Below are 16,577 nucleotides of genomic sequence, written 5' to 3' on the forward strand. Positions count from 1 at the left end.
GACAACGCCCTCGACTTTCGCGACACCGCCATGGCACCACCTCCCCGTTCCGAAGCAACTCGGCCTGGCCACTGCCTTTTGAGGGCTGCGTGGGATACCTGGATCGACTGTCCGCTGACGCCCATGGCGTCCTGATCCGTAGCTCTAGCCGGATCGGTCAGCGGTGGCCCATACCGGCCGCTACCCAACTCCGAAGAGGTGGTGGCGTGCGGGGGCGGTTGCTGTGGTTGCGGTACGCCGCTGCTGTACTCCCGCTGGTAGCCTCCCCGTGGCCCGCGTCGGTCGGTGGCTGCTTCCCCCAGTACCGGCCCGTTGTGGAGGGGACCAGCCCGTTCGAGCCGGGCCGGGCGGGGCGACACCCGCTTTAGGAGTTCGACCTGACGCCCTCAGACGGCGGCTGCCGCGAGGCTTGGGCTGACACCTACGGCCGTCCGGAGTCGTTGGCGTCCGGTGTGGTTGATGTCAGCCGTGGACGCCAGGTGCCTCCGCGTTCGCCTACGGGCGACGGTAGGCAGCCGGGTCGGTTCCGGGTGTCGGAGCCCGGGAGAGGTCCAGGTAGCACGGGTGGGCGGGGTCGCCTACTTCCATGACCACGAACTGATCGACGTCGTGGTTGGCGAAGCGATGGAGGTACTGCAAGAACAGTTCCAGCTCCTCATCGGAGAGAGGTTCGTCGTGTCGGTCGTTTCGCACACCTCCACGCTACAGCCGGCCTTGGTGACAAAACCTCTTCGTCGGGCCTCGGGCTGGCGCGATGGTGGCGAGGTTGTCAGTGCGGCGGTTGAAACTGCTGGTGTAGACGGCCGACCTATGAAGGAGCCATGGTGGATATATGGGTGACTGTTACGTTTGCGCTGGTTGGCGTGATCGCTGGTGCGATGGTGAGCCCTTGGGCAGCGCGTCGACAAGCATGGGTTACTTCTCGGCGTGAGGCATTGGACCGAGCCATCGTGGCAACCCGAAAGGCCAACTTGCGACGCAACTACTTGCGGGGCGTCGCCAAGGACCAGTTGCTACCGGTACAGGTGGGCGTACAGGCTCATGAGCACTGGCCAGAGTTGACGGCCGAGCAGCTAGCTCATGCCCACACAGCGCGCGTACAGGTTCCCCTCGATGGCTTCGCAGAGTTCAGAGTGGCAGTGGTCGAAATGCGCGATGCGCTCGCTCTGGTGGAGCCGTACGTCGATCTCCAGTGGGACTGGGAGAGGGAGTGGCTACCTGGGCCGGCTACCTTCTCGTCGCTGCTTGTACAGCTAAAGCGGGCGCGATCCCGTAGTGCATGGTGGCGTCGCATCCGTTCATGACTGTGCGTACCGTCCCTGCGTGCTCTGACTGGCCGAGGGGACCACTTGTTTTAACCCACCACTCGCCCTAGCTCCCATCCCGTCCGCCTTCGACCCACACACCGTGGAGCGGGCGTGGTTCAGGGCGTCAAGGTGGAGCGCGCCACTGTACGAACGACCTTGACGCCCTGGGCCGCGACTGCTCGGCTCTGCCTGGGTCGAAGGTGGTCGGGGTGGGAGCCCCACGACGCTCACCACAAGACGACCGGCACTCGCGAACGGCGCCCCTGCCATCCCGGAGTCTGAGCGCCCCCGCCGGAGGCATCGTCTTGAAGCCGCGGGCTTGGTTCTCGTCTCATGCCCTCGGGCCTACACAGCGGGCGCGCGTCGGCGGCGGCAGCGCCGAGCGGGCCGAAGGCAGGAGCGCGGGCGCAGCCAGAGCCGGAAAGCGCGCCCGGCGGAGCGGAGCGCAGCCGGGTGCCTTGATGAGGTAGAGAAACCTGTAACAGCTCTCGGTGGCCGGAATCGGCGTCTTGGCACCTCTGCTGGGGCATGGTGCGGTGGACTCCCGACCGAGGGGGTAGGCATCTGTACGGCAAGAGGACTTGGTGGGCAATCGGCCGGGAGATGCGGTCCGGAGGAAGCTCGCAGAACTGGAGCGCAACCGAGTGAAGAGGCCGTTCCCCGCTGGTCGCCGGATCGGGAGATACGCAACTGGGCGTTAGGGCTGGCCGGTGAGCGTTCGACTGGCCGGCGCCTGAACACTCTCAGACGACAGGGTTGGCGGGTTCTTCACTCCGTCCAATGGCCCAGCGGGTCGGACATCGATCACCTGGTCATAGGCCCCTCGGGCGTTTTCACCATCAACTCGAAGTGCCACAGGGGCAAGACCGTCTGGTACGGCGATCACGCCATTACGGTCAACCGCGCCCCCACCAGGTACATCGTGGTCAGCGAGCACGAGGCTCGACGCACCTCGCGTGCTCTGTCAGACCACTGCGGGTTCCTTGTGCCTGTCCGCCCGGTCATCGCGATCGTGGGTGCGGCCAGACTCTCCGTTAAGAACGCGGCGCCTCCGGTTCTCGTCATTGATGGCGCCACGGTGCACACAGTCCTCTCCGGACTCGCACCTGTACTTCCGCCAGAGCGGGTTGAGCGGACATTCAGCGTTGCCCGCCGGGGCGAAACCTGGGCTGGGCGCTGAGGAGCCCTTACGCGTCAAAGGCGTATTCGAGGATGTATGAAGCGGAGTCAAGGGGCATCTCGTTGACCTCGACGGCACGTCCCTCGTCCGCAAACGCCGTGCGGCAGATCAGCATGACGGGCGTCCCGGTGGAGAGCTTCAGTTGTTCCGCCTCGTCCGTCGACGGCATGCGAGACCGAATCTCCTCGCGGAAGTGGACCGGCTTGGAGCCGAGTTCAGCAAGCCGTGCGTAGATGCCGCAGCGGACGAAAGGACCGTACGAACACGCCGGGCCGAGTGCGACACCAAGCGCCGCGAACTGCTCGCCAAGGTAGACCAAGGCGTCCCAGTGCCCACGCGGTCGGCCAAGCTCTCCGAGTGGCTGCCGTACTGGCTGGAGAACGTTGTCAAGCCGCGCCGCAAGCGAACGACCTACGCCAAGTACGAGACGCACATCCGCCTCTACCTCGTGCCCATGCTCGGCTCGAAGCGCCTCGAATCGTTGAGTGTCGCGGACGTCCGCCGCTTCCTTGCCCGTCTGGAACAGCAGACCACCGCAGCGACCGCCAAGGAATCCCACCGTGTCCTGCGTACCGCGCTGACGGCGGCCTGCCGGGAAGAACTCGTCATGCGGAACGTGGCGACCCTCGTGGAACCGCCCTCGGCCGAAGTGCGAGACCTCTCCCCCTGGTCGCTGGACGAGACCCTGTCCTTCCTCACCGTGGCCCGTAGGGATCCGCTCTACGCAACCTTCGTCCTCGCCATCGCGCTCGGCTTCCGCCGCGGTGAGATCGTCGGCCTCCGGTGGGAAAACGTGGACCTCGACAAGCGGGAGATCCGGGTTCGCACTCAGCGGCAGCGTGTCCGCGGTGAGGCGTACGAGGACGATCCCAAGGGGCGCCGCAGGAAACAGACGCTCCCCCTCCCCGCCCTGTGCGTCGCTCCGCTCCGCTGGGAACGGCTGCGGCAGGCTGCTCGTCGTGAGGCTGCCGGTGATCAGTGGGAGGACACGGGATACGTCTTCACCACCCGCACTGGCCGGCCGATCGAACCCCGCAACCTGTACCGCTCGTTCACCCGCGTCGCCGCGACCGCCGGACTTCGCGTGATTCGCCTGCATGATGCCCGCCACGGCTGCGCGACCTTGCTGACCGCCGCCGGCGTCCCGCCCCGCGTCGTGATGGAGATCCTGGGGCACAGCCAGATCGCGGTCACGATGAACATCTATGCCCATGTCGTCCAGGACACGCAGCGCGAGGCCGTGAGTCACCTCGACCGCATGCTGAAGCGGCAGCGTCCCGACCGTGGGTGATCGTGCCCGTTGATGTCAGAAGTGGATGTCAAAGACCCCCAGTCATGATCGACTGGGGGTCTTTGTGCTGGTGGGCGCGGACGGTTTCGAACCGCCGACATCTGCTTTGTAAGAGCAGCGCTCTACCCCTGAGCTACGCACCCGTGGATGAAGGAACAGGTTACATGGCCCGTGGGGCATGTCGACAATCGGTTCGGGCGGGCTTACGGGGGATAGCCCCACCCCGGAGACGGTAGCCGTCCGGATCGTCCGGGCGGGCCCGCGCTGCCTACCGTAGGGGCACATCGCAGCACCGGCCCAGGGGGACCTGATCACCATGACCATCCGTAATCGCAGCGCGTTCGTGGCCGTCGGGGGCACCGTTCTGCTCGTCGCGGCGCTCACCGGGTGCGGGAGCACGGACGTGGAGGACGCGCCCGCCGAGCACAAGTCGTTCGCGTTCGGGGGGAAGGCGCTGACCATCGACGCGGAGAACTCCACCGTGGACGTCGTCCCGGCCGATGTGGACGAGGTCCAGGTGACCCGGAAGGTCGACGGGTGGGTCATGCTCGGGAGCGGGCCGGACCCCGTGTGGAAGCTGGAGGGGGACACGCTCACCCTTCGCGTGAAGTGCAAGGCGCTGGTCAGCAACTGCGAGGCGCGCCACACGGTGAAGGTGCCCCGCGGGCTCGCGCTCACCGTGGACGCGGACAACGGGAAGGTGACCGCGTCCAAGTTCACCACCCCGCTCAAGCTGTACTCCGACAACGGCGGCGTCGTCGTCCGGGACGTCAGCGGTCCCCTTGAACTGAAGAGCGACAACGGGTCCGTACGTGCCGAGCGGGTCTCCTCCCGGTCCGTGGTGGCCCGGTCGGACAACGGGTCCGTGGATCTCGACCTCGCCCGGGTGCCGGACCTCGTGGACACCGTCAGCGACAACGGGCGCATCGCCATCGACCTGCCCGCCGGCACGACCTCGTACGCCGTGTCCGCGTCGGCCGACAACGGGCACGTCGACGTGAAGGTGCCGCGCAGCGACAACAGCCGGCACGTCGTGAAGGCCCACAGCGACAACGGTGGAGTCGCCGTCCGGCACGCGGGCTGAGCCGAGGAGCACGGTCACCGGCCTCACGGTGAACTAACCGGCACGTGTGTTCGTCCTTACTGGTGGGAGAATGTATCCGGCAGGGCGAAACGGCACGGGAGAGGCATGTGACGGCGACAGACGCGCAGCCGCAGGCGGGAGTCGCCGGAGCGGTCCGGGAGCGGAGTCGGCGTCGTGCGGTGGGGGCGGTTCCGGGCGACCGGCCGGTTCCCGGTCCGCGTGCCCGGCGTGCGCGCCGCGCCACTGGCCTGCGTGACCTGTGCGTTCTCGTTCTCGCGCCCCTCCCCCTCCTCGCCGCCGCGCTCCCTCTCGCCGTCACCGGCGGCGGTACGCGGCGGTGGTTCGGCGGGCGTGGCGAGGGGCAGCGGGCCGAGGCGCAGGCGGCGAAGGACGCCGCCGCCGAGGCGTTCTACGAGCTGGACACCGCCCAGCGCGACCTCAAGATCTCCATCGAGACCATCACCGCCGTCGACAGTTCGCCGGCCGCCCGCAGGGCCGTGGACGACTTCGCCGCGCTGGGCCGACGCATCGACGAGGCGAGCCACGCGTACATCACCGCCGTCGACGCCCATGACCTCGACCGCGACGATCTGGAACCGTCCGTCGCGTCCCGGGCGCGGGCCGAGCTGACCTCCGCGAAGGAGCAGCTGGTACGGGTCAAGGGGGAGCTCGACCGGTTCGGCGCGGGGCTCGGGCCGCTCCTCGGGAGCGCCGAGACGCAGCTCGCCCGGCTCGCCCCCGCCGTGGAGCGCGCGCGACAGGCGCTCCTCGGCGCGAGCAATGCTCTCGATTCGGTGCGGGCGTCCGGGCTGCGGGCGGACGACCTGGCCGCCCGGCTCGCCGCCCTCGCCCCCGAGCTGACCAAGCTCAACCAGGGTGCCGGGCGGCACGGCGTGACCGAGACCCTGCAGCGCGCCGACCGCGTGCTGCGCGACGCCGAAGCCGTACGGGCCGAGGCCGAGAAGCTGCCCGAGCGCGCCGCCGAGATCGACCGCCGGCTGGTGAGCCTGCGCACCCGCGCCCAGGCGCTGACCACCAGGTCCGCTTCCGTCGAGCCCGTCCTCAGCGAGCTGCGGCGCCGGTTCTCGGCCGCCTGCTGGCAGGACCTCCAGCCGGTCCCGGAGCAGGCCGCGGTCAATGTGCGCCGGGCCGAGGAGAAGCTGAAGGAGGCGTCCCAGGCCCGTGACGAGCAGCGCTGGGCCGACGCCACGTCCCGGCTCAGCACCGTGCGTGCCCTGCTCAACGCCACCGACGAGGCGGTGTCCGCCGCCGGTGACCGCCTGCGCCGGCTCGATGACGTCGCCAAGGACCCGCAGCAGGAGATCCAGCGCACCCGGTTCGCCATCCGCGACGCCCAGCGCCTCGCCATGGCCGGGCGCCACACCCCCGAGCCGCGGCACGCCCGGCCGCTGGACGACGCGGTGGCCCGCCTGGAGCAGGCGATCACAGCCCTGGAGAACCGGCACCCCGACTACTGGCACTTCCTCACCGTGACGGAGGGCCTGCGCCGGACCGCCGCGGACGTCGTCGCCGACATCCGCGAGGAACGCGGCGCGGGAAGTCACTGACGCCTCCGGCTCGGACGGTCCTGGGCTTCGGCGCTGTGGACAGTCCGGGGCCCCTCGCCGATAACCTGGCGTCATGCCTCGTTACGAGTACCGCTGCCGCTCCTGCGGAGACACCTTCGAGCTCAGCCGTCCCATGGCCGAGTCGTCCGCTCCCGCCTCGTGCCCGGCCGGGCACGAGGACACCGTGAAGCTGCTCTCCACCGTCGCCGTCGGCGGCACGGCGGGCGGCGGCTCCCGGCCGGCGCCCTCGGCCGGTGGCGGGGGCGGCTGCTGCGGCGGAGGCTGCTGCGGCTGATCCGGTGCTCCCGGACCCGCCGCCGCCCGGGAGCCCGCCGCGCCCGGGCGGCTACCGCTTGCGCGACAGCGTCAGCCCGTCCGACACCGTCAGCAGGACGCTGTCCATCCGCGCGTCCGCCGACACGTGGTCGTTGAACTCCTGGATGGCCTTCGCCGCGCCCGTCGCGTCCGGGTCCGTCACGCGGCCGTGGAACAGCACGTTGTCCGTGGTGATGACCCCGCCCGGGCGCAGCCTCGGCACCAGTTCCTCCCAGTACGCGATGTAGTTGCCCTTGTCCGCGTCGAGGTAGGCGAAGTCGATGTGGGGCTCCTCCGGCATCGCGCGCAGGGTGTCCAGGGCGGGGGCGATGCGCAGGTCGATGCGGTCGGCGACGCCCGCTTTCCGCCACGCCTCGCGGCCGTACGCCGTCCACTCCTCGGAGACGTCGCAGGCGATCAGCCGGCCGTCCGCCGGGAGCGCCTGGGCCATCGCCAGGGCGGAGAAGCCGGTGAACGTGCCGACCTCCACGATGTGCCGGGCACCGGTCAGCCGGACGAGGAACGCGAGCAACGGGCCCTGCTCCTCCGCCGACTGCATGCCCGCGTGCTCGGGCAGCCGCGCGTAGGTCGTCTCGACCAGTTCGCGCTGTACGGCGTCGAGGGGCGGGTTGTGCGCCAGCATGTACGCGTACAGCTCATCGGTGATCTTGGTGGAGTTTCCCTTGGTCATCGCGCAACTCTACGGCCGCCCGCGTGATTTACCGGACTCCCGAGGCCCGCAGGAAGCGGCGCAGGATCTCCTCGCCCGCCGCCACGCCCCGTTCGGCGGTGGCCTCGATGTGGTCGGCGTCCCAGCCCGCGTCGGCGAGTTCGCCGTGGGCGGGGCGCCAGCCCCGGTCGGCGGCGAGGAGGAGGTCCGCGTCCAGGAGGGAGTCGCCTGCGGCGAGGGTCTGGGTGGCGCCGGTGCGCCGGGCGACCTCGCGCATCGCGGCGCTCTTCGTGAGCGGGCGCGGTACGGCGTATATCTTGCGGCCCTGGAGCGACACGGTCCAGCCGCGCGGCTCCGCCCAGGCGGCGAGTTCCGTCGTCCACTCCGGGGGGAGTTCGGCGCGGTCGACCACGAGGTACGCGAACAGGTCCTCGGCAACGCGCTCCTTGAGCAGCCACGCGGGATCGGCGGTGGCGACGAGGTGGGCGCGGACCTCGGCGAGCGGGGCGCATTCGTCGGAGAGGCGGCGGGCCACGGTCCGCTGCCAGTCCGGGTCGGACTCGCCCTTGACCAGGATGTGGCCGCCGTTGGCGCAGATCGCGAACTCGGCGGGGGCGCCCGGGAGTCGGATGCGGTGGTACTGCTCGCGGGTGCGGGTGGTCGTCGGGACGAACACCGTGGAGGCGGCGGAGGTCAGGTCGGCGAGCAGCCCGGCCGCGGTCTCGGTGACGTACGACAGCGGCTTGTGGTCGTAGACCTCGACGCACAGCAGCCGGGGCGCCCGTTCGTCCTCCATGGTGAGCTGGAGCGCGGCCGTGGAGTAGATCAGGGTGCGGTCGAGGTCGCTGGCGACGAGGGTGACCGGGGAGGCCGTCACGCGGACTCCACCGCCTTGCCGTCGGCGCCGGTCGCCCCGCGCGTGTACTTGGGGTGGATGAGCCCGACGCAGGTGTAGGGCAGCGAGTCGACCTCCTCGACGGGTACGCCGCGCTGCTCGGCGAGGAGCCTGATGTGGTCGAGGTCCGGGCCGGCGCCGCGCCGGGCGAGGATCTTCCAGGGGACGCGGCGCAGCAGGACCCGGGTGGTCTCGCCGACGCCGGGCTTCACGAGGTTGACGTCGTGGATGCCGTACTCCTCGCTGATGCGCTCCACGGCCGCCCAGCCCTCCCAGGTGGGGGCCCGGTCGGCGGCCAGGAGCTCCTTCACCTCGGTGTCCACGGCCTCCGCGACCTCGTCGAAGCGCGCGGCGACCGTGTCGAGGAAGAGACCGGAGACATCGGCACCGGCCAGTTCGCGGTAGAACTTCGCGCCGTGGAAGTCGTACGGCCCGACCAGGTCGGCGCGCAGGACCGTGCGGGAAATGAGCCCGGACACCGTGGAGTTGAGGCAGGCGGAGGGGATGAGGAAGTCCTCGCGGGTGCCGTACGTCCGCACGCAGCCGCCCGGGTCGGCGAGCACCGCGATCTCCGGGTTGAAGCCCGCCACTCCCCCGGCCTTCTCGAACTCGGCGACGGCAGCGGCCAGTTCGCGGGTGATGGCGCCCTTGCCGGTCCAGCCGTCCACGAAGACGACGTCGGCCGGGTCGTGGTGCTCGGCGAGCCAGCGCAGCGCGTTGGCGTCGATGCCGCGTCCGCGCACGATGGAGACGGCGTAGTGCGGCAGGTCGAGGCCGCGCCGCGCCCGGGCCCAGCGGCGCATCAGCACGCCGACCGGCGTACCGGCCCGGGCGAGCGAGACGAGGACCGGGCGGGGGCCCCGCTCGGCGAGGACGGTCTCGGTGACGGTGCCCACGGCGCGGGCGATGCGGGCGGCCGACAGCGCGAGGGCGCTCTTGAACAGTTCCTGGTACTCGGCGGAGGGCTGGTACTCGACGGGGAGCGATTCCGCGTAGTGCGCGCCCCCGCTCTGTATCGCCTCCTCGCGCTCCTCCGTGGGCGCTTCGAGGCGGGTGTCCGAGAGGTCCTGGAGCAGCCAGCCGACCTCGTCCGGCGCGTACGAGGAGAACGCGGGGCCGCGGAGGGGCTCGGGCAGCTGCATGAGGGCTTCTTCCTGGCGTTCGGGGGCCGGTGCCCCCGGTACGTACGAGGGGATCACCGCGAGCAGGACCTGCGCGGTGTGCGGGGCGAGCCGGTCCAGCAGGCCGCCGGGGGCGTGCAGGGCCGGGGTGTCGGCGGCGGAGTCGACCACGAGGACGACGGCGTCGAAACCGCCACCGGCCACGTTGTAGGCGTAGCGCTCGCCGGGGCCGTCGGCCGGGTCGTCGTGGGCCGGGAAGACCAGCCGGGTGCGTATCGCGTAGCCCGGGTCGTCCACGGCGAGGACCGGGGAGCGGGTGGTCGTGGAGTAGCGGACCTCGGCTTCGGTGCGCTCCTCCAGGGCGGTGGCCAGGCGCAGCGGCGCGTACATCAGCTCCTCGAAGCCGAGGACGAGGACGCGGCGGGGGCCGTCACCGAGGGCCTGGGCGATGCGGTCGGCCAGGGCGGGCAGCGCGGGCTCCAGGAGGGCGCGGTGGGTCTCGGTGAAGCCGTGCCGCCCGCCGTCGGGGACACCGGCGGGCCAGGGGAGGTCGAGGCGGGTGTGGGGGCGGGGGTGCGGGGGCCCGTCCTGGGGGACCTCCGCGTCGGCCTCCCACTCCGCGACCAGGGCCTGGCCCCTTTCCAGGACGCCGTCCGGGAGGGTGACCGTGCCGGTGTTGCGGGCCACCAGGTCGACGCGGGCGCCGATCTCGGCCGCGAACTCCGTGAGGCGGCCCCGGTCGGCCGGTGAGCGCATGTCGACGAGGGCGACGATGACGTAGTGGTCGCGGGGGTAGCGCTCGTGGAGGGCGCGGATCGTGTTGAGGACGGTGTTGCCGGTGGAGAACTCGTCGTCCACCAGGACCAGCGCCGAGCCGGGGCCGTCCGCCGCCAGCAGCTCCGGGTCCTCGGGGAGCAGCAGGTGCGAGGTGGCGTGCGAGTGGGCCTCCTCGAAGCCGCCCGCCCGGGCGACCCCAGGCACCGGCCTGCGGGTCGAGTGGAGGTACGGCGCCGCGCCGAGGCCGTCGGCGACCGAGTGGCCGAGGCCGGTGGCCGTCTCCGCGTAGCCGACGACGACCGCGCGCCGCGCGCCGTCCTCGCCGAGGAGCGCCCGGACCCGGCGGCCCAGCTCGACGCCCGCACCGTGCACGACGGAGGGGCGCTGCGGGACGTGTTTGCCGAGCACGTTGGAGACGAGCAGGTGTGCCCGCTTGGGGTTGCGCCGCAGGGCGAGGCCCAGCAGCCCGCGCAGCTCCCCGTCGCCCACCAGCCCGACGCCCAGTCGCTCCGCAACCCAGCTACCCGACCACACCACGTCCGTCGTCCCTCTTTCCACTCGCCCGTCGGGCCCGGCGCCGTGCTCGGCGCCGGGTCCCTCTCCGATCGTCCCGCCGGTCCCGCTCACTCCGCCAGGCAGGCCGCCAGCAGGTCCACGAAGCCGATGTCCTCCCGGGCCACGCCGAAGACCTTGGCGCGCAGCAGGGTGCGCTCGGCCCAGGCCCGGTGGGGCTTCACCTCGTTCATCTTGTTCGTGTACGCGGAGCGCAGCACGCCGCCGCCGTTGCTCTCGGGCCGCAGGATGTCCTGGGCGTCGCTGAACTCTTCGTGGCTGACCACGGACAGCGCGTGCACGGGAGCGACGTGCGAGGGGTGGATGCAGGTCTTGCCGAGCAGCCCGTTGGCCCGGTCCAGGTCGATCTCGCGCAGCAGTCCGTCCAGGTCGTGCGCGATGAGCGCGGTGCGCAGCGCCTCGGCGCGGTTCTCCTGGAAGGGGCTGTTCCGCAGCTGCGGCTTGAACATGCGCTCCTGGCGGGGGAAGTACTCCCAGACGGGCCCGGTGACCGTGAAGCCCGTCCCGTCGGCCCGGCCGAGCACGTTGACGACGTCCGCGATGACGTGGGCGACGATGCCGACGTCGTATGCCGTCATGTCGGGCGAGCGCCGCAGTCCGTAGGCGGAGCAGAAATCGGTGACGCCGAGGCGGAGGGCGAGGATCCGGTCACGATGCGCGGTGACCGTCTCGGCGATGCCCCGAAGCGTTTCGCGGCGGGTCTCCAGGTGAAGGAGCTCGGGCGATTCGAGCACGGGCATGGCGAAGAGCCGGCGGCCCGCCGCGGCCTCGGCCTTGGTCAGGGCCTCCATGAACGGGATGCCCCGGGTGCGGGTGAACTTCGGGAGTACGAAACCGGACAGCAGCCGGACGGAGGCGCCGAGACGGCGCACCAGGTCGGTGATCTGTTCCGGTTCGCGGACCCGGATGAACAGCAGCGGCAGTTCGACGGAGCGTGCGTCCAGGTCGGCGAACTGCCTGACCAGGTTCTCCTCGGCCCCGGCGACCTCGGAGTCGTCGATCGAGTCCTCCAGGCAGAGCACCATCGAGACGACTCCGCGCCCGGCCAGCTTGACGATGTCGTCGGCGAGCCGGGGGCGGGTGGCGGGGCTGTAGAGCGTGGCGCCGAGGGCCGCGGAGAGGAGGGGGGCCGGCGAGTCGGCGTCGAACGCACAGGGTTCCTGGAAGAAGAGCCCGTCCTTCGCAGCAGCTGCAATATGCCCGAAATGACGCATGCAATTCCCCCCGTACTCTCTGACCGACCGGACAACGTGTGGCCGGTAATAGTACGTACGAACGGGTGTCTGCAGTTCCCAGCCTGGGTGAATTCCGGGTGTCATGACCGTTTCGCACGAATTTCAAAAGTGGCGGAGTAGGTGAATCCGCCCGGCGGCCGGGACACGGACTCCGCCCCCCGCGTTGTCCGCACGGACGGCCAGCAGGCAGGATGACCGGCATGACGCACGCGATGGTGAAAGGCTCGAACGTCCCCCTCGACGCCCTGGCCGTACGGGCCGTGCTGCGCTGGACGCCGGGCGCCGGGGTGCCCGATGTGGACGCCTCGGCCCTGCTGCTCGGCGCCGGCGGGCGCGTGCGCTCGGACGAGGACTTCGTCTTCTACAACCAGCCGCGCCACCCCTCGGGCCTGGTGCGCAGGCTGCCCAAGCGCAGCCTGCCCGAGGGCCTGACGGACACCGTCGAGGCCGACCTGAACGCGCTCGACCCGTCGGTCGAGCAGGTGGTCATCGCCGCGTCCTCGGACGGGGCCGCCTTCGGAGCCGTCCGCGATCTGCGCATCCTGGTCTACGACGCCGCGGCGGCCGGCGGCGAACCGCTCGCCGTGTTCGACGTGCGCGCGGAGACCGGCGACGAGACCGCGATCATCTGCGGTGAGCTGTACCGGCGCGGCGACGGCTGGAAGTTCCGGGCGGTCGGGCAGGGCTACCCGACGGGGCTCATCGGCCTCGCGACCGCATTCGGCATCTCGGTCGACGAGGCGGAGCCCGAGCCCCAGCCGCCCGCCCCGGCGCCGCCCCCGGTCCCGCCCGCCCCGGCCCCCGTACCGGACTCGCAGGCGACCGTGCTGCACCAGCAGCCCTCGTACGGCTATCCGCAGCCCGCCACCCCGGCGCCGCAGCCCTCGTACGGCTATCCCCAGCCGGCCTCCGCGCAGCCCGCCTACGGCTATCCGCAGCCCGCGCCGGCTGCGGCGCCCGCTCCCGATCCGAATTTCAGGCTGCCCCCGCAGGGACCGCAGTTCATACGGCCCTGAGGACCCTCCTAGGCGCGGCTCTTGTAGCCGCGCCCCCACTGCATGCCGAAGCCGTACATCCGGTCCAGCTCGGACTGGAAGCCGTAGACGAACTTCACCTCGCGGCGCACGATCAGCTCGCCCTTGACGTTCTCCACCGTGAGCACCGCGCAGGAGCGGGCCTGCGGGGCTCGTTCGTCCAGCTCGATCTCGATGCGCGGCCCGTTGCCCGGGTAGAGCGTCACCTTGGCGTGCGTACGGTCGAAGGCGGGCGTCTGGTCGTAGATGTAGACGAAGAACAGCAGCCGCTTGATGTGCTCGCGCTGATCGAGGTTGACGTAGAGCGTCTCGCCGGACGGGGCACCGAAGCGGTCGTCGCCGCTGAGCCTGATGTAGGGCGGCCCGTTCAGATCGCCGAGCAGATTGCCCAGCGGCTGCACCACGCCCCGGGTGCCGTCCGCCAGCTCGTACATGCAGCCGAGGTCCAGGTCGACGTTGACCATGCCCTGGGTGTGCGCCTGGACGGCCTCGGGCTGGAACAACTTGAAGGGGCGCAGCAGCCGGCCGCTCTGCCGGGAGCGGCCCCCGATGTCCGAGGTGCGCATGCGCCAGGAGAGGTTGACGCGGAGGTTCCCGCTCAGCGCCCCCTGCTTCGTCAGCGAGACCGTGGAGTGCCGCCGGGTGAGCACGATGGAGTTGGTCGCCGCGTTCCCCGACTCGAACTGTGTCTCCCGCCCCGGCCACAGGCTGTTCCAGAACGCCATCCCCGACCCCGCCCTCTCGGTCCTCACCCGTCGCACGCGGCGCGTACGACGCACGCACCACTGCGGGGCGGCTCCGGGCCGCCTCCGGGTGTGTCCCGGAACCGTTGCCGTACGAGCCGCCCCGCAGAGAGCGTTCCCTCAATTCCTACCGGGTCACACCCCGGCGGTCACTTCGCTGTTGCCCTCTTCCGCCTCCAGCGCCTTGTTGCGGCGGACGGAGGACCAGAAGGACCAGGCGATCAGGACGACGCCGACGAGGCCGGTGATGATCTCGTTGATCTCGTACTGGATCGTGACGAGCAGGATGACGGCCAGCGCGCCGATCGCGTAGTGCGCGCCGTGCTCCAGGTAGACGTAGTCGTCCAGGGTGCCCTGGCGGACCAGGTAGACCGTGAGCGAACGGACGTACATGGCGCCGATGCCGAGGCCGAGCGCCATGAGCACGATCTCGTTGGTGATGGCGAAGGCGCCGATCACGCCGTCGAACGAGAAGGACGCGTCGAGGACTTCCAGGTAGAGGAACATGAAGAAGGCGGCCTTGCCGGAAAGGGCGACCGCGGAGATCTTCTTGCCGCTCTTCTTGGCCTCTTCCTCGGCCTCGTGCTCGCGCTCCTCCTCCTCTTCGAGCTTGTCCTCGAAGTAGCCGGAGAGTCCGCCGACGATGAGATACGTGATCAGACCGGCGATACCGGAGAGCAGGACGGTCTCGGCCTTGTCCACATGTCCGCCGCCGTGCTGGTGGGCGTGGGTGGCGACGGTCATCGCGGAGATCAGCAGGACGATGAGGGCGATACAGACCGACAGCATGTCGACCTTGCCCAGCTTGGCCAGCGGGCGCTCCAGCCAGCGGAGCCACTGGATGTCACGGTCCTCGAAGATGAAGTCGAGGAAGATCATGAGCAGGAACATGCCACCGAAGGCGGCGATCGCCGGGTGGGCGTCCGTGACCAGTTCCTTGTAGCGGTCCGGGTCGTTGAACGAGAGATCGATGGCGTCGATCGGGTTCAGGCTCGCGGTGATGGCGACGATCACGACGGGGAAGACCAGCCGCATACCGAAGACCGCGATGATCACGCCGATGGTGAGGAAGATCTTCTGCCAGAAGGCGGACATCTTCTTCAGGATTCCGGCGTTGACAACGGCGTTGTCGAAGGACAGCGAGATCTCCAGGACGGAAAGGATCGCCACCACGCCGAAGGCTTCCCACCCCCCGTAGAACCACGCGGCCACGAGGCCGATCACGGTGATCGCGAACGACCACCCGAAGGTTTTCAGAAGCACTGGCTACCCCATCATGTATGTAACGGGTCTCCCCCGATGTGCACGGGGCTCCCCCGCGCCGTGCGCGGCTTTACGAAACGTTGACCCCGAAGTCTAGAGCGATGCCGCGAAGCCCCGATGCGTACCCCTGGCCAACTGCACGGAACTTCCACTCGCCGTTGTAGCGGTAGAGCTCGCCGAAGATCATCGCGGTCTCCGTGGAGGCGTCCTCGGTGAGGTCGTAGCGCGCGAGTTCCTGGCCGTCCGCCTGATTGACGACGCGGATGAACGCGTTGCTGACCTGGCCGAATGTCTGGCCGCGATTGTCGGCCTCGTGAATCGAGACCGGAAAGACGATCTTGTCGCAATGGGCCGGCACCTGCGTGAGGTTCACGATGATCGACTCGTCGTCGCCGTCGCCCTCACCCGTGAGGTTGTCACCGGTGTGCTCCACGGAACCGTCGGGGCTCGTGAGGTTGTTGTAGAACACGAACCACTCGTCGCCGAGGACCCGGCCCGACTGGCACAGCAGGGCGCTGGCGTCCAGGTCGAAGTCGGCCCCCGTCGTGGATCGTGCGTCCCAGCCGAGCCCGACCAGCACCTGGGTGAGATTGGGTGCGGCCTTGGAGAGGGAGACATTGCCTCCCTTGGCGAGCGTGACGCCCATGGTGTTGTCCTCCCCGAGTCTATGAACCGTCTTTGTACCGGACGGAGCCGCCGGCCGAACCCGTGCGGCCGGAAGAACTGTCCGTCGAGCGCGTCCGGCGCCGCACGTGGTGCGGCGCCGGACGGGAATGCTGGTGCCGGGGCCGGGGCCCCGGGCAGGTCAGACGTTGACGCCGAAGTCCTGCGCGATGCCGCGCAGACCGGAGGCGTAACCCTGGCCGATGGCGCGGAACTTCCACTCCGCCCCGTTGCGGTACAGCTCGCCGAAGACCATGGCGGTCTCGGTCGAGGCGTCCTCGGACAGGTCGTAGCGCGCGAGCTCGCTGTTGTCGGCCTGGTTGACGACGCGGATGTACGCGTTGCGGACCTGGCCGAAGCTCTGCTGGCGGGTCTCGGCCTCGTAGATCGAGACCGGGAAGACGATCTTGTCGACGTCGGCCGGGACCGTGGCCAGGTTGACGTTGATGACCTCGTCGTCGCCCTCGCCCTCACCGGTGAGGTTGTCACCGGTGTGCTCGACGGAGCCGTCGGGGCTCTTGAGGTTGTTGAAGAAGACGAAGTTGCCGTCGTTGGCGACCTTGCCCTCGGCGTTCGTCAGCAGAGCACTGGCGTCGAGGTCGAAGTCCCCGCCGGTGGTGGTACGGGCGTCCCAGCCGAGACCCACGATGACCGCGGTCAGGTTGGGCGCGGCCTTGGTCAGCGAGACGTTGCCGCCCTTGCTGAGGCTGACTCCCACGAGTCCTCCCATTGGTTTCTTGGGGGCCGGCCGGTGCCGGCGCCTCCACGTCGTGTTGACATCCGATCAACGAGTGGATCCTAGTGACCGGTTCCCGGCCGAAACAGGCTTTCCGCCCCGGTACGGCCCGCGATCCGCCC

14 protein-coding genes, 1 tRNA gene and 2 pseudogenes are annotated in these 16,577 nt (G+C 70.0%); 6 read left to right on the forward strand and 11 right to left on the reverse strand.

Features of this window, described 5'->3' with window-relative positions:
- Positions 1-495: 495 nt before the first annotated feature.
- Positions 496-693: a hypothetical protein gene (locus AB0L33_RS10765; RefSeq protein WP_365679795.1), complete on the reverse strand. Its 198-nt coding sequence runs from the start codon at positions 691-693 to the stop codon at positions 496-498.
- A 933-nt stretch (positions 694-1,626) separates the two neighbouring features.
- On the opposite strand from AB0L33_RS10765, the gene AB0L33_RS10770 reads away from it, so the two are divergent.
- Positions 1,627-2,487, forward strand: a complete 861-nt coding sequence (locus AB0L33_RS10770) for a nuclease-related domain-containing protein (protein WP_365679797.1) — start codon at positions 1,627-1,629, stop codon at positions 2,485-2,487.
- A gap of 7 nt (positions 2,488-2,494) precedes the next feature.
- Here the strand turns inward: AB0L33_RS10770 and AB0L33_RS10775 are convergent.
- Positions 2,495-2,719, reverse strand: a pseudogene (locus AB0L33_RS10775) (UTRA domain-containing protein); the annotation flags it as partial.
- Between the two features lie 39 nt (positions 2,720-2,758).
- Between AB0L33_RS10775 and AB0L33_RS10780 the strand changes: the two are divergent.
- A pseudogene (locus AB0L33_RS10780) lies at positions 2,759-3,778 on the forward strand (site-specific integrase); the annotation flags it as partial.
- Between the two features lie 68 nt (positions 3,779-3,846).
- Here AB0L33_RS10780 and AB0L33_RS10785 read toward each other — a convergent pair.
- A tRNA-Val gene (locus AB0L33_RS10785) sits at positions 3,847-3,921 on the reverse strand.
- Between the two features lie 173 nt (positions 3,922-4,094).
- On the opposite strand from AB0L33_RS10785, the gene AB0L33_RS10790 reads away from it, so the two are divergent.
- From AB0L33_RS10790 to AB0L33_RS10800, 3 genes are all read left to right on the forward strand, one after another.
- Positions 4,095-4,862, forward strand: coding sequence for a DUF4097 family beta strand repeat-containing protein (locus AB0L33_RS10790; RefSeq protein ID WP_365679799.1), 768 nt, complete (start codon positions 4,095-4,097; stop codon positions 4,860-4,862).
- 107 nt (positions 4,863-4,969) lie between these two features.
- A complete protein-coding gene (locus AB0L33_RS10795) occupies positions 4,970-6,430 on the forward strand; it encodes a hypothetical protein (RefSeq protein WP_365679801.1) in 1,461 nt (486 codons plus the stop codon).
- Between the two features lie 73 nt (positions 6,431-6,503).
- Positions 6,504-6,725 carry a zinc ribbon domain-containing protein gene (locus AB0L33_RS10800; RefSeq protein WP_143615814.1) on the forward strand — a complete coding sequence of 74 codons (222 nt, stop codon included), beginning with the start codon at positions 6,504-6,506 and terminating at the stop codon, positions 6,723-6,725.
- Positions 6,726-6,776: 51 nt separating this feature from the next.
- On the opposite strand, the gene AB0L33_RS10805 is transcribed toward AB0L33_RS10800, so the two are convergent.
- From AB0L33_RS10805 to AB0L33_RS10820, 4 genes are all read right to left on the reverse strand, one after another.
- The gene (locus tag AB0L33_RS10805; RefSeq protein WP_365679803.1) at positions 6,777-7,436 is read right to left on the reverse strand and encodes an O-methyltransferase; all 660 of its coding nucleotides are present in this window, start codon (positions 7,434-7,436) and stop codon (positions 6,777-6,779) included.
- Between the two features lie 28 nt (positions 7,437-7,464).
- Complete coding sequence (locus tag AB0L33_RS10810) at positions 7,465-8,292, reverse strand: HAD family hydrolase (RefSeq protein ID WP_365679805.1); 828 nt, start codon at positions 8,290-8,292, stop codon at positions 7,465-7,467.
- Positions 8,289-10,745, reverse strand: coding sequence for a phosphoribosyltransferase (locus AB0L33_RS10815; RefSeq protein WP_365679807.1), 2,457 nt, complete (start codon positions 10,743-10,745; stop codon positions 8,289-8,291). Before AB0L33_RS10815 ends, AB0L33_RS10810 begins: the two co-directional genes overlap by 4 nt.
- An 86-nt stretch (positions 10,746-10,831) precedes the next feature.
- Positions 10,832-11,995, reverse strand: a complete 1,164-nt coding sequence (locus AB0L33_RS10820; RefSeq protein ID WP_365679809.1) for an HpcH/HpaI aldolase/citrate lyase family protein — start codon at positions 11,993-11,995, stop codon at positions 10,832-10,834.
- Positions 11,996-12,216: 221 nt separating this feature from the next.
- On the opposite strand from AB0L33_RS10820, the gene AB0L33_RS10825 reads away from it, so the two are divergent.
- Complete coding sequence (locus tag AB0L33_RS10825; protein ID WP_365679810.1) at positions 12,217-13,032, forward strand: TerD family protein; 816 nt, start codon at positions 12,217-12,219, stop codon at positions 13,030-13,032.
- Positions 13,033-13,040: 8 nt separating this feature from the next.
- Here AB0L33_RS10825 and AB0L33_RS10830 read toward each other — a convergent pair whose 3' ends face one another.
- From AB0L33_RS10830 to AB0L33_RS10845, 4 genes are all read right to left on the reverse strand, one after another.
- Positions 13,041-13,775, reverse strand: a complete 735-nt coding sequence (locus tag AB0L33_RS10830) for a Tellurium resistance (protein WP_365679812.1) — start codon at positions 13,773-13,775, stop codon at positions 13,041-13,043.
- A gap of 153 nt (positions 13,776-13,928) precedes the next feature.
- Complete coding sequence (locus tag AB0L33_RS10835) at positions 13,929-15,056, reverse strand: DUF475 domain-containing protein (protein ID WP_365679814.1); 1,128 nt, start codon at positions 15,054-15,056, stop codon at positions 13,929-13,931.
- A 70-nt stretch (positions 15,057-15,126) separates the two neighbouring features.
- On the reverse strand, positions 15,127-15,702 hold the full coding sequence (locus tag AB0L33_RS10840; protein WP_164643397.1) for a TerD family protein: 576 nt from the start codon (positions 15,700-15,702) through the stop codon (positions 15,127-15,129).
- A 159-nt stretch (positions 15,703-15,861) separates the two neighbouring features.
- A complete protein-coding gene (locus AB0L33_RS10845; RefSeq protein WP_026171553.1) occupies positions 15,862-16,437 on the reverse strand; it encodes a TerD family protein in 576 nt (191 codons plus the stop codon).
- Positions 16,438-16,577: the final 140 nt, after the last annotated feature.

The sequence above is a fragment of the Streptomyces sp. NPDC052299 genome, assembly GCF_040679335.1.
Classification (GTDB): domain Bacteria; phylum Actinomycetota; class Actinomycetes; order Streptomycetales; family Streptomycetaceae; genus Streptomyces.